The 12,966-nt window shown below is 70.5% G+C and carries 8 protein-coding genes; 5 read left to right on the top strand and 3 right to left on the bottom strand.

Annotated features, from left to right (window positions below; translation table 11 throughout):
• Positions 1 to 26: 26 nt before the first annotated feature.
• A complete protein-coding gene (gene coxB / locus ACFWZU_RS05135; protein ID WP_439700352.1) occupies positions 27 to 992 on the bottom strand; it encodes a cytochrome c oxidase subunit II in 966 nt (321 codons plus the stop codon).
• 20 nt (positions 993 to 1,012) lie between these two features.
• The gene (locus ACFWZU_RS05130) at positions 1,013 to 1,453 is read right to left on the bottom strand and encodes a DUF2244 domain-containing protein (protein WP_439700489.1); all 441 of its coding nucleotides are present in this window, start codon (positions 1,451 to 1,453) and stop codon (positions 1,013 to 1,015) included.
• 344 nt (positions 1,454 to 1,797) lie between these two features.
• Here ACFWZU_RS05130 and putA point away from each other — a divergent pair, with 344 nt between their 5' ends.
• The 3 genes from putA (at position 1,798) to ACFWZU_RS05115 (ending at position 7,193) form a co-directional block, all read left to right on the top strand.
• Positions 1,798 to 4,953: a bifunctional proline dehydrogenase/L-glutamate gamma-semialdehyde dehydrogenase PutA gene (gene putA / locus ACFWZU_RS05125; protein ID WP_439700351.1), complete on the top strand. Its 3,156-nt coding sequence runs from the start codon at positions 1,798 to 1,800 to the stop codon at positions 4,951 to 4,953.
• Positions 4,954 to 5,303: 350 nt separating this feature from the next.
• Complete coding sequence (locus tag ACFWZU_RS05120; protein WP_439700350.1) at positions 5,304 to 6,713, top strand: coniferyl aldehyde dehydrogenase; 1,410 nt, start codon at positions 5,304 to 5,306, stop codon at positions 6,711 to 6,713.
• 141 nt (positions 6,714 to 6,854) lie between these two features.
• Positions 6,855 to 7,193: a hypothetical protein gene (locus tag ACFWZU_RS05115; protein WP_439700349.1), complete on the top strand. Its 339-nt coding sequence runs from the start codon at positions 6,855 to 6,857 to the stop codon at positions 7,191 to 7,193.
• Positions 7,194 to 7,267: 74 nt separating this feature from the next.
• On the opposite strand, the gene ACFWZU_RS05110 is transcribed toward ACFWZU_RS05115, so the two are convergent.
• Entirely contained in the window at positions 7,268 to 8,764 is a 1,497-nt protein-coding gene (locus ACFWZU_RS05110) for an OmpP1/FadL family transporter (RefSeq protein ID WP_439700348.1), read from the bottom strand.
• 200 nt (positions 8,765 to 8,964) lie between these two features.
• Here ACFWZU_RS05110 and ACFWZU_RS05105 point away from each other — a divergent pair, with 200 nt between their 5' ends.
• Together ACFWZU_RS05105 and ACFWZU_RS05100 are read left to right on the top strand one after the other, a co-directional pair.
• Complete coding sequence (locus ACFWZU_RS05105; protein WP_439700347.1) at positions 8,965 to 9,252, top strand: YcgL domain-containing protein; 288 nt, start codon at positions 8,965 to 8,967, stop codon at positions 9,250 to 9,252.
• 64 nt (positions 9,253 to 9,316) lie between these two features.
• Complete coding sequence (locus ACFWZU_RS05100) at positions 9,317 to 12,760, top strand: ankyrin repeat domain-containing protein (RefSeq protein WP_439700346.1); 3,444 nt, start codon at positions 9,317 to 9,319, stop codon at positions 12,758 to 12,760.
• Positions 12,761 to 12,966 lie beyond the last annotated feature (206 nt).

The following is a 12,966-nucleotide window of genomic DNA, read 5'->3' as shown; positions in this document are numbered from 1 at the left end:
TGAAAAGCGGATGGGCTGTAGGGACTTCAGCCCTGCTTGCCCGGCGTCTTGGCTGCCGGGGCGGCCGTGGTCGAAGCGGATGCCGGCGCGGCGGCGGTCGACGCCGGCGCGGGCGCCGCCGGGGTGGCAGGCGTGGCCGGCGGCGCCTTGCCGGCCGCCTCCTGCTGCGCCAGCCACTGGGCGAACTCGGCCTTGGAGACCGCCTTCACCACGATCGGCATGAAGCCGTGGTCCTGGCCGCAGAGTTCCGCGCACTGGCCGCGGTAGGTGCCCGGCACCTTGATGTTGGTCCAGGCAGCGTTGACGATGCCCGGGATCGCGTCGATCTTCCAGCCCAGCGCCGGCACCCACCAGGAGTGGATCACGTCGCCGGCGGTGATCACGAAGCGGATCTTGGTGTCGACCGGCACCACCAGCGGCTTGTCGACGTTGAGCAGATAGGTGTTCTCTTCACCGACCTTGACCGACTTCGGATCCAGCCCCGAATCGAGCTGGCGGGTCTCGTTGCTCTGCTCGTCCAGCTTGGACATGAAGCCGACGCCGTCGATCGCCTTGCCCTGGTAGTCGACGTAGTCGTAGCGCCACTTCCACTGGTAGCCGGTGACCTTGACGGTCATCTGCGAGCCGGTGGTGTCGGCGAAGGACACCAGGCCGCCGGTGGACATCCAGGCCAGCACGATCAGGATGATCACCGGGATGGTGGTCCAGACCACTTCGAGCATGGTGTTGTGCGACCACTTCTCGGCGACCGCCCCGCGCGATTTGCGGAAGCGGAACATCGCGATGAACATCGCGCCGAACACGAGTACGCCGATCACGGTGCACACGCCGAGCGCGACGTTGTTGAGGAAGTAGGCCTCGGGCGACCACTCGCTGACGCCGCGCGTCATGTTGAGCTGGCCCGGCTGGGGGTTGGCCCATGCCGCGCCGCTGAACAGCGCAAGGGCCGCTGCCGCCGCCCATGCCTTGATCCTGATGCCGCCAGATGTCATGTCCTGCACCTTTGTTGTAGCTACCTGCGCTGCTGGCCTTGCATGTCCGCCAGCAGCACCTTGAGTTTCCTCGACAGCTCGAGGCGCTCCTCTTCGGCGAGGAACGCCCCGATCTCCAGCTCGCGCCCGTGCGACCCCAGCAGCAGACGTCCGTGCCCGTTGCCGGGCGCCAGCCGCACGCGCACCCAGTAGGACTGGAAGCACGCGCGGCGTCGCCCGGGCAGCGAGCACACCTCCAGCGACGATTCGTCGAGGCGGATGCGTTCGCTGCGGTCGCCCGCGCGCCAGGCCTGCCGCAGGGCAAGGGCCATCGCGCAGGACTCGATCAGGGCAAACAGCGGAGCGAACACATTCCCCTGCCACGCACCCAACCCGGCCGTCGTCAGCGCCAGGGCCGCCAGCACCATGATCAGTCGACGCAGTCCGCGTCGGCTGAGTGCGCGATTGGGCCGGAGCCACATCGTCACGCACGGCAGGCCGGCGCCAGCTGGTCGAAGCACGATCATGGGAATCCGGCGTGCCTGGAACCGGGGAATGATAGGCCGCTGAATCGCCGCGAGGCAAGAATGTCGCACCCCTCTGACCTGGATCATGGGGCGGCAAACCGCGAACCGGACGCTTGAAACGCGCCGTTGGGCGCGTGCCTGCACGTGCTGCGCAGTCCCTGTGGCGTGCGCCCTTCGCTCACGGCACGTGCCAGGGAGCGGCCGATGCGCCCGCGCACGGATGCGTCCGCCCGCGTGCGGGGCGTACAATCGCGTGCTTCGCCGCCGCCCCGGGCGGCCATCAGCCGCAGATCCCCCACGTGACGCAACCTATCCTGAGCCCCGAAATTCCCGCGGTCGCCGACCCTGCGCGCGCCCGCATCACCGCCGCCTGGCTGCGCGACGAAACCGAGGCGGTGCTCGACCTGCTCGACCAGGCCGACCTGCCGCCGGAGGAGCGCGAGGCGGTGGTCGACCGCGCGGCCGCGCTGGTCACCCGCGTACGGGCAAGGGCCAAGGACCAGAGCATGGTCGAGGCGTTCATGCGCCAGTACGACCTGTCCAGCGAGGAGGGCGTGCTGCTGATGTGCGTGGCCGAGGCGCTGCTGCGCATTCCTGACCAGGGCACCGCCGACAAGCTGATCCGCGACAAGCTCGGCGACGCCGACTGGCGCAAGCACCTGGGCCAGAGCGAATCGGCGCTGGTCAACGCCTCGACCTGGGGCCTGCTGCTGACCGGCCGCCTGGTCAACTTGGCCGATACCACCCGCAACGATTTCACCGGCTCGCTGCGCCGGCTGGTCGCGCGCCTGGGCGAGCCGGCCATCCGCGCCGCCGTGCGCCAGGCGATGCGCCTGATGGGCCACCAGTTCGTGATGGGCCGTACCATCGACGAAGCGCTGGACCGTGCAAAAAAGAAAGAGAACGCGGCCTACCGCTACTCGTTCGACATGCTCGGCGAGGCCGCGCTGACCGCCGCCGACGCCGAGCGCTACCAGCAGGCCTACCGCGACGCGATCGCCGCCATTGGCCGCCGTGGCCCGTTCGCCAACCACACCGACGCACCGTCGATCTCGGTCAAGCTCTCGGCGCTCTACCCGCGCTATGAACCAGGCCAGCGCGAGCGTGCGCGCAGGGCGCTGGTGGCACGGCTGCTCGAGCTTTCGCAACTGTCGATGAAGGCCGGCATCGCGCTGTCGGTCGATGCCGAAGAGGCCGATCGCCTGGAGCTCTCCCTCGACATCATTGGCGAAGTGTTCGCGCATCCCTCGCTGGCGGGCTGGAACGGCCTCGGCATCGTGGTGCAGGCCTACTCCAAGCGCACCCCGTTCGTGATCGACTGGCTGGTCGAGATGGCGCTCGCGCACGGCCGACGCTGGTACGTGCGCCTGGTCAAGGGCGCCTACTGGGACGCCGAGGTCAAGCGCGCGCAGGAAGGCGGCCTGGCCGGCTATCCGGTGTACACGCGCAAGCCCAATACCGACGTGTCCTACATCGCCTGTGCGCGGCGCCTGTTCAACGCCGGCCCGACCCTGATCTACCCGCAGTTCGCCACGCACAACGCGCACACGATCGCCGCGGTCCACCACCTGTCGCAGGGCCGGCCGTTCGAATACCAGCGCCTGCACGGCATGGGCGCGGACCTGTACGCCGAAGTGATCGGGCCGAACGGGCTCGGCGCGCCGTGCCGCGTCTATGCGCCGGTCGGCACGCACGAGGACCTGCTGCCCTACCTGGTGCGCCGCCTGCTGGAGAACGGCGCCAATACCAGTTTCGTCAACCGCGTGGTGGACGAAGACGTGCCGGCGCGCGAGCTGGTCGCCGATCCGTGCCAGACGGTGCGCGCGTTCGAGTCGATCCCGCACCCCCGCATCCCGCTGCCGGCCAACCTCTACGGTGAACTACGGAAGAATTCCATGGGCGTGAACTTTGCGAACGACAACGAACTGAAGGCGCTGGCCGACGAAGCCAACGCCCACCAGGGTCCGTGGACCGCAGGTCCCCTCGTGCCCGGCGCCACCAGCCAGGGCCCGACCGTCGAGGTCACCGACCCGTCCGACCGCCGCCGCAAGCTCGGCACGTACGTCGCCGCCGACGAGGCCACCGTGCAGCAGGCGCTGGCCAACGCGCACGCCGCACAGGACCGCTGGAGCAACTTCCCGGTCGCCAACCGCGCGGCCATGCTCGAGTACGCCGCCGAGCAGCTGGAGGCGCGCCGTGGCGAATTCATTGCCCTGTGCGTCCGCGAGGCCGGCAAGAGCCTGCCCGACGCGATCGCCGAGATCCGCGAGGCGGCCGACTTCCTGCGCTACTACGCGACCATGGCGCGCCGCCTGTTCGGCGAGCCGATTGCCCTGCCCGGCCCGACCGGCGAGAGCAACCAGCTGTTCCTGGAGGGCCGCGGCGTGTTCGTCGGCATCAGCCCGTGGAACTTCCCGCTGGCGATCTTCATCGGCCAGGTCAGCGCCGCGCTGGCCGCCGGCAACACGGTGATCGCCAAGCCGGCCGAGCAGACCAGCCTGATCGGCTACGTCGCCACCCAGCTGCTGCACGATGCCGGCATCCCGAAGGACGTGCTGCAGTTCGTCCCGGGCGACGGCCCGACCGTCGGCGCCGCGCTGACCCGCGACCCGCGCGTGGCCGGCGTGGTGTTCACCGGCTCGACCGAAACCGCCTGGGCGATCAACCGCGCGCTGGCCGCACGCAAGGCGCAGATCGCCATCCTGATCGCCGAAACCGGCGGCCAGAACGCGATGATCGCCGACTCCTCGGCGCTGCCGGAGCAGATCGTCAAGGACGTGATGGCCTCGGCCTTCCAGTCGGCCGGCCAGCGCTGCTCGGCCGCGCGCGTGCTGTACGTGCAGGAGGACATCGCCGACAAGGTGATCACCATGCTCACCGGCGCGATGGCCGAGCTGAAGGTCGGCGACCCCGGCCTGCTTTCCACCGACGTCGGCCCGGTGATCGACGAGGACGCCAAGGCGATCCTGGTCGCCCATGCCGAGCGCATGGACAAGGAAGCGAAGAAAATCGCCGAGGCGCCGATGGACCCGGCCGCGACCGCGCACGGCACCTTCTTCGCGCCGCGTGCCTACGAGATCCCCACGCTGTCGATCCTCGAGCGCGAAATCTTCGGGCCGGTGCTGCACGTGCTGCGCTGGAAGGCCAGCGAGCTGCCGCAGGTGATCGAGAAGATCAACGAAACCGGCTACGGCCTGACCCTGGGCGTGCACAGCCGCATCGACGCGACCATCGACTACATCGCCCGCCACACCCGCGTGGGCAACTGCTACGTCAACCGCAACCAGATCGGCGCGGTGGTCGGCGTGCAGCCCTTCGGCGGCGAGGGCCTTTCCGGCACCGGCCCCAAGGCCGGCGGCCCGCACTACCTGTTGCGCTTCGCCAGCGAACGCACGCTCACCATCAACACCACCGCCGCCGGCGGCAACGCTTCACTGCTGACCATCGGCGAGTAGGAAGGCGGCAAGCCACCGATCGCTCCCTCACCCCTCCCCGGGGGTGTGGGCCGCGTCCGGCCTCGGACCGACCAGACGCGGCCGGCGTGGGGCGAGGATCGGCGTGATCCACTGCTGGTCGATCTGCGTAGCGCGCGCATTGGCGCTATGCCACAAGCCGACGAAGAAACCGACCACGCTTGGTCCGGCGTACTCCGGGGCCAAGTCGCCAGGCGGACTGCGGGTGTCGCGCGGGGGGCTCGGGCCCCTCACTCCGGCCCTATCCCGCGGAGAGGCAACAGAGCCCTCATGCCGCAGCGCTTGACGCAACGTCGTGCAACCATGTGCCTGATCTCCATCAGGCGCACGCCATGGTCGATACCGTCGAGCTGACCACTACCCTGCACCGCCTGCGCGCCGCGCAGGCGCGTGATCCGCTGCCGTCCTGGCCAGTGCGCGCCGATCGGCTGCAACGCCTCGCGCGCATGCTGTGCCAGCAGCGTGCGGCGTTCGCCGAAGCGATCGACGCCGATTTCGGCCAGCGTCCGGTCGAGGAAACCGAGCTGCTGGAGCTGTTCCCCTCGCTGTCGGCGGTCCGCCACGCGCTTCGCCACGGCAAGCGCTGGATGCGTCCACGGCGCGCGCCGACGTCGCTGGCTTTCCTGCCCGGGCACAGCCGCCTGCTGCCGCAACCGCGCGGTGTGGTCGGCATCCTCGTGCCGTGGAATTACCCGCTGTTCCTGGCGGTGGGCCCGCTGGTGGACGCGCTGGTCGCGGGCAACCGCGCCATGGTCAAGATGAGCGAGTTCACGCCACGCTTTTCGGCCCTGTTCGCCGAGCAGGTGGCGGCGTACTTCGCCGACGACGAGGTCGTCGTGGTCACCGGCGACGCGGCAGTGGCGCAGGCCTTCTCAGGCTTGGCTTTCGACCATCTGCTGTTCACCGGCTCGACCGCCGTCGGACACCACGTGATGCGGGCCGCCTCGGCCCATCTGACGCCGGTGACGCTGGAGCTCGGCGGCAAGTCGCCGGCGATCATCGGTCCGGGCGCCGACATGGCACAGGCAGTCGAACGCATCCTGGTAGGCAAGCTGGTCAATGCCGGTCAGACCTGCATCGCGCCGGATTACGTGCTGCTGCCGCGCACGCGCGTGGACGAGTTCGTTGCCGCCGCACGCGCCGCGACGGCGCGGCTGTACCCCGACCTGGCGCGTAACCGGCAGTACACCAGCCTCATCTCCGATCGCCATTTCGAACGCATGGCGGCGCTCCGCAACGAAGCGGCCGATGCCGGCGCGCGCATCGAGCCGCTGGACGAGGCGCCGGCGGACCCCGCACGTCGACTGTTCCCGCCGCAACTGCTGCTCGACGTGCCCGACGATGCAAGGGTCATGCGCGAGGAAATTTTCGGCCCGTTGTTGCCGCTGGTCGCCTGCGATTCGGTTGCGCAGGCGATCGACTACGTCAACGCCCGTCCGCACCCGCTGGCGCTGTATCTGTTCGAGCGCGACCGCCCGACCATCGATGCGGTGCTCGCCCGCACACAGGCCGGCGGCATCACCCTCAACGACACGCTCTACCACATTGCCCAACACGGCCTGCCGTTCGGCGGCGTCGGCGCCTCCGGCATGGGCGGTTACCACGGCAAGGCCGGTTTCGAGACGTTTTCGCATCTCAAGCCGGTATTCGCGCAGTCACGCTGGAACGGCGCGGGCCTGCTGCGGCCGCCCTACGGGCCGCGTTTCCGGCGCCTGCTGGAACTGCTGCTGCGACACGGCTGACTTCGCGCAGGAGCCCGCTTGCGGGCGCTGCTCTTTTTCCGGTCGGCCGAGGGCATCGCCGGCAAGCGGGCTGCTACATGCACGTACTGCTTACGGCGTGGCAATGACACTGCATGGAAGCATCGCTTCGCAGGAGTCGCCATGGCCAACCCGAACCTTCCCAACGACGAGCACACCCCCGCGCCCGCCGGCGTCAATGCCGGGCCGCAGAGCGGCGCGGGCGGGGCCGGGGGCGAACCCGAAGGCGCGCGGCTGGAGGCCAAGGCGGACGAGGAAGCCCAAGATCGTCCAACGCAGGACAAACACGGCCGACGTCCGGAACACAGCTCGGACAAGGCGCAAGCCGGTTACCGCGCCCGCCCCGCCGGACAGAGCGGCGTGGGCGAACAGGACGACCGTGCGTCGACCCTCCGCGAACCACAGGGCGAGGGCAACTACGTCGCCACCGACCGCGGCGAGAAGCCGCTGCGCAATGGTTGAGCGGCCCGGCGTCGATCGCAAGGCATAAAAAAAACCTCCCCGCTCGCGCGGGGAGGTTTTCATCGCACAACCGATCAGAACTTGTACTGCGCCGACAAGCTCAGCAGGTTGCCGTAGTCGTCGAAGTTGCCGGTCACGGTGTCACCGGTACCGCTGGTGGCGTTGACGTGGGCCTGGTTGACGAAGATGTGCGCGTACGAGGCGTTGATCTCGAAGTGCTCGCTGGCCTTGTAGCCGATGCCCACCGCGGCGAACTTGCGGGTCGAGTCGGGCACGCGCGGGGTGCGGGTGGCGTTGTAGGTCGGCGTGGTGTCGACCGAGATGCCCGCGCGCAGGGTCAGCTTGTCGTTGACGTAGTAGTCGCCGCCGATCGCCGCGTACCAGGTGTTGCGCCAGTTGTAGGTCTCCACGCTGTCCGGCTGGGTGTTGCCGTAAGTCACGCGCAGTTCCTTGAACACGTCCCACTTGGTCCAGGCCAGATCGACGCCGAGGCCGAACTTCTCGCCCTGGTGCCAGTAGCTGGCGATGGCAGTGGCCGGGGTGGTGAAGTCGGCCCTGCCGGTGGTGTGCTCGAACGGCGGCAGCGAGGCAGCCAGCTGCGGGTTGGACAGCAGCAGCTCGTAACCCGGGGTACGGGTGAAGTTGCCGGTGCCTTCCAGCGTGTGGTCGATCTTGGAGCGGTAGCTGAGCGATAGCTTGTCGTTCGGCGTCAGCTTCCAGTAGGCGGCCAGCTGCCAGCCGTAGGCGGTGTCGTCGCCCTTGATGCGGGCATAGCCATCGACACCCACCGGCGTGGCGGCGGCGACACCGGCGGCGGCGGCCTGGCCCTGGGCCACGGCGGCCTGGATCATGGCGGCAGCCTGCGCCGGCGGGATCAGGCCAGCCGCAGCGGCGGCCTGGATCTGCGCCACGCCGGCGGCGGTCTGCGCCTGGATGCCCTGCTGCACGCTCAGGCCGATCGCGTTGTAGTTGATCGCCGAGGTCAGCTCGGCCGAGGTCTTCTGCGCGATCACGCTGGCGCCCAGCGCGAAGTTGTCGGTCACGTCGAACGAGCCGGACAGGGTCGCGTCGGTCGACTGGAACTTCGACTTCAGGCCGTTGTAGCGGCCGACCCAGTTGTTGTCGTATTCGGTCTGGAAGCCGAACGGCACCGACAGGCCGAAGCCCAGATGCACACGGTCGGAAACCTTGGTGGCGAAGAACAGCGCCGGGACAGGCAAGGTGGTACCGGCGTCGCCGCCGTTGCCGCCGCTGATCGGACGACCCAGCGCGTCGGTCGCGCTGCCGGAGAACTTGGCGCTGAAGTTGATCGCGGTGACGTCGGCCTGGAAATACGTGCCGTCCAGGTCGGTCATCGCGGCCGGGTTGTTGACCACCACCGAGGCGTCACCGCCGGCAGTCGCCGAGCCCGCATAAGCGCGGCCCATGCCCTTGGCACTGTTTTCCTTCAGCTGGAAGGCACTGGCATCGGCGGCCTGCGGCAGCACCAGCGCACCGGCGACGGCAAGGCTCAGCGCGGCCAGCGCCAAAGGCCGGGCACGGCCCGGGATGGAACGAAAAGACATAGGCATCGCTTGCTCCTGCTTATCTTAAGACGCGGCTCGGGGTGGCAACGGAGACCGCCACGGCTGTTTTCATACGCGCGTTTGAGGCCCCCGCGCGACACTCTGCCCAGCCACCCGGGGCCTTGCAAGTGCGACCGCAGCATTTGCGCCGCGCGCTGCTAACCTGCGCGTCTCCCGCCCCACGCCACCGCCGTCGGAGTCGTCCCATGCACTGTTTCGTCTATGCCAGCCAGCGCAAATCCGATACCTACGTGTGGCTCGCCGCGCGCGACGAATTCGGTGCGATCCCGGAGTCGCTGTCGATGCTGCTCGGCGACCTGCGCTTCGTGCTCGAAGTGCAGCTGGACGAGCAGCGCCGCCTGCCGCACGAAGACACCGAAGTCGTGCTCGAACACCTGCGCAGTCAGGGCTGGCACCTGCAGCTGCCACCGCAGGAGACGCTCGCGGTGGCCAACCAGATGCAGCGCAGCATGCCGGACGATCGCGACGAGTGATTTGTGGTGCCGGGGTTAACGTGGCGTTACCGTCTGCGGCGCCCACGCTTCCTATACTCGCGCCATGAACGAGCCCCGATCGCGCCACCGCCCGCCGCCCCTGCTCAAGGGAGCGGCCTGGTTCCTGCCTGGATGGATCGCCGTGGCGATCGCCGCACTCGGCGCGCACCCGCTGGCGCTCATCCCGCTGCTCGCGGCCAACGCGCTGACGATGGCCGCGGTATGCCATGCGATCGGCTTCGATCCCGAGCCGCGCTTCGGCCGCACGGTGCTGCGCCGGGGCGCGGCGCATCTGGTGATGTTCACCGGTTACGTGGCACTGGTGTTCCTGCTGATCGCCTGGCCGATGCTCGAACTGCGCCAGCAGCCGACGCTGGGCGCCGTGCTGCTGCTGGCCGCCGCGCTGGTGGTGGCGCTGGTGTCGCTCTGGCGCGTGTGGCCGGCGTTCGGCCTGGTGTTCGTCTGGGACGACGCCTACCCGGCGCAGAGCGACGGCTCGTGGATCTTCACCGCGACCGCGCGCAGCCTGGCGTTCGGTCGCCACCTGGCGCGCGAGGAGCGCTTCTTCAGCCATTTCCTGCCGGCGGCCTTCGCGCTGCTGGTGCTGGCCTACGGCGCCATTGCACTGACCGGCCTGTACGGCGTGCTCCCGTCGGAACTGCGCACCGCGGCGCTGGCGGTCTACGGGCTGGCAGTGCTGCCGCTGGGCTGCCTGGTCATCGCCAACCGCACCCTGCGCGCGCTGCTGTGCGAGCGCACGCGGCCACGCCGCCGCGCCGAGGATGCACCGCTGCCGTCCGGCTTTCCCGCGCCACCGGGGCCGCGCCCGGTTGCGCTGAGCGAGGAAGAGCGCACCGCTGGCGCGCCCGAGCAGGGGCCCGCGCTGCTTGCGGCCGCACGCGACGGCGACATCGAGCGCGCGCTCGCCCTGCTCGAAGCAGGCGCCGACCCGGACGCGGCACCTGCGCCGGGCGAGCGCGACCAGCGCCCGGTCCTCACCCTGGCCGCCCTGCTGCCGGATACGCGCCTGCTGCGCGCACTGATCGCCAAGGGCGCCGACGTCAACCGTGCCAGCGGCGGCCTCACCGCGCTGCTCGCGGCCACCCGCGACAGCTGGCATGGCCGCGCCGAAGCGGTGATGACCCTGCTCGCCAACGGCGCCAGCCCGCTGGCCACCGACGGCGAGGGCAACACCGCGCTGCACGGCGCGGCACTGAGCGAGGAACCGATCGTCGCGGCGATGCTGCTTGATGCCGCCGCACCGGTGAACGCGCTCAACAAGGCCGGCGTCAGCCCGCTCGCCGCCGCCTGCCATGCGGCCAACTGGCCACTCGCCAAATACCTGCTCGAACACGGTGCCAAGCCGGCGCCCGCCGAGGGCGAACCGGCGCTGGTCGCCGCCGCCGGCATCGCCGACGACGACCCGGCGGGCGTCAAGCTGCTGCTCAAGCACCGCGCGAACGTCAATGCCACCGACGCGCACCACCGCAGCGCCTTGATGGCCGCCGCCACCGAAGGTCACCTGCAGATCGCCCGCGCCCTGCTCGCCGCCGGCGCCGACCCCAACCTGGCCGATCGCCATGGCAGCACCGCGCTGATGGAGGCCGCTCGCTGCGGTGCCAGCGAGCTGGTGCAGGTGCTGGCGGACGCGCACGCGGACGCCCGCGCCCGCGACAGCCACGAACGCGATGCGCTCACCCTCGCCTGCCAGTCGCCCCACGCGCAGGCCGGTACCGTGCGAGCCCTGCTGGCGCTCGGCGCCGAGCCCAAGCGCCCCGGCAGCGATGGCCGCAGCGCACTGGACCATGCCGCGGCCGCCGGTCGCTGGGACCTGGTCGCCCTGCTCGATCCCGAATCGCCGCTCCCCGCCAGCCTGGGTGGCGACGCGCCGGAAGAGGACGACACCCCGGCGCGATTGCTCGAAGCCCTGCGCCTGGGACAGTGGGCGGTGATCGCCACGTTTGCCGAACGCGCACGGCAGTGGCCGCAGGCGCAGCTTGCGCAGCTCTTCCTGGACCTGTCCGCGCCCGGCCTGGGCCCGGCGCGGCGCTGGCTGCTCGAGCACGGGCTCCCCGCCGAAGCGCGTCTGCCCACGGCGTCCACAGACGCCGACCAGGCGTCGCACGCGCTCGGCCGGCGCCTGTTCGATGCGCTGCTGGCGCAACTGCCCGCGTCCACCGAAGCGGTCGACGACCTCCTCAAGGCCGGCGCCACGCCCGCTGGCACCGGCCTGCTCGCGCAGGCGCTGGGCGCTTCGGGCGAGAGCGTCCAGGGCGCGGCCCTGCCGCTCAAGCTGCTCGATGCCGGCGCCGATGCGTTCGGTTGCGACGCGCGGGGACGCACGCCGCTGCACCTGGCGACGATCCACCGCCACGGGGCACTGCTGGAAGCCCTGCTGGCGCGAGGCTGCGATCCCAACGCGCGCGACGGCGCCGGGCGCACGCCGCTGTTCGCCGCGATCGAGCACGGCGAGGGCGGGCTCGGACTGGTGCGCGCGCTGATCGCCCACGGCGCGGACGCCGAGGCCACCGACGCCAACGGCGAGACCCCGCTCGGCCTGGCCCTGGAGCACGATGCCATCCAGCACTGGCTGGACTGGGGCGACTGGGCGCGTCCGCGTCGCACGCTGACCGCCGCGGATCTGCCGGCGGCCACCCGCGCGGGCGGGCTGACCGCCGTCGAACGCCTGCTGGAACTCGGCTTCGATGTCGACACGCGGGACGCGCAGGGCGCCACCGCACTGCTGCACGCCTGCGGCGCTGGCCATCGCGAGATCGCACAACGCCTGCTCGACGCCGGCGCGGACGCCACGCTGGCCGCCGGTACGGGCGTCACGCCGCTCGCCGCGGCCGTGGGCGCGCGCCGCGATGCGCTGGTCGGCCTGCTGCTCGACCACGGCGTGGCCGTGGACCAGCGGCTGCCGGGCGAGACCACCGCGCTGATGGTCGCCGCCGCACTTGGCTATCCCGAGATCGTCGAACACCTGCTTGCCGGCGGGGCCGACATCCACGCCGTCGACATGCGCGGACGCACCGCGCTGCACGCTGCCGCGCAGTTCGGCTTCGAACACAACGACAGCCTGCGCGCTCGGCGCCTGTTCGACGTGCTGTTCAAGCACGGTGCCGACGTCAACCGCGCCGACAGCGAGGGCAAGACGCCGCTGTTGCTCCTGCTCGGCGCACAGTTCAAGCCGGGCACGGCCTGCGACGCTACCCACCTGGCTGCGCTGCTGCCGGTGTTGCTCGACGCCGGCGCACAGCTCGAACACGCCGACCAGCGCGGCGTCAGCGCGCTGCACGCCTGCGCCATGCACGCGCTGCTGCCGGCCGCCCGCGTGCTGCTCGCCCGCGGTGCCGACCGCCAGGCCAACGATGCCTTCGGCCGCACGCCGGCCGACGTTGCTCGCCACCTGGGCCTGATCGACATCGCCCACGAACTGGCCGCGCGCAGCAACGCCGTGCCCAGCGTGCGGCAGATGCTGCGCCAGCCGGCACAGCCAGCGGAATAATCCACGCGCGCATCAGGTTGGAGCCTTCTCCCCGGCGGGGAGAGGGTTCCAGCGGCGGGCGGGACGAGCGTTGTCACTATCGAGCGAAACAGCCCCCTCTCCCCGCCGGGGAGAGGGTTGGGGTGAGGGGCCGGGCTCGCGGGGACCTCACCGATAGCGCAACACAAGGTGCTCTTCCCCAGCCTCGCCGAGGACAACGAGCAGAA

Origin of the sequence: Frateuria sp. GZRR33 (assembly GCF_051900425.1) — a bacterium.
Lineage (GTDB): Bacteria > Pseudomonadota > Gammaproteobacteria > Xanthomonadales > Rhodanobacteraceae > Frateuria_A.
Note: the sequence above shows the minus strand (reverse complement) of the source record. Positions and strands in the feature narration are given on the sequence as shown.

Excerpts from the sequence above, each read along its gene's own strand:
- ACFWZU_RS05115 (WP_439700349.1), top strand. The coding sequence starts at position 6,855 with ATGGCCAACCCGAACCTTCCCAACGACGAGCACACCCCCGCGCCCGCC.
- ACFWZU_RS05110 (WP_439700348.1), bottom strand. The coding sequence starts at position 8,764 with ATGCCTATGTCTTTTCGTTCCATCCCGGGCCGTGCCCGGCCTTTGGCG.
- coxB (WP_439700352.1), bottom strand. The coding sequence starts at position 992 with ATGACATCTGGCGGCATCAGGATCAAGGCATGGGCGGCGGCAGCGGCC.
- ACFWZU_RS05120 (WP_439700350.1), top strand. The coding sequence starts at position 5,304 with ATGGTCGATACCGTCGAGCTGACCACTACCCTGCACCGCCTGCGCGCC.
- ACFWZU_RS05105 (WP_439700347.1), top strand. The coding sequence starts at position 8,965 with ATGCACTGTTTCGTCTATGCCAGCCAGCGCAAATCCGATACCTACGTG.
- ACFWZU_RS05100 (WP_439700346.1), top strand. The coding sequence starts at position 9,317 with ATGAACGAGCCCCGATCGCGCCACCGCCCGCCGCCCCTGCTCAAGGGA.
- ACFWZU_RS05130 (WP_439700489.1), bottom strand. The coding sequence starts at position 1,453 with ATGTGGCTCCGGCCCAATCGCGCACTCAGCCGACGCGGACTGCGTCGA.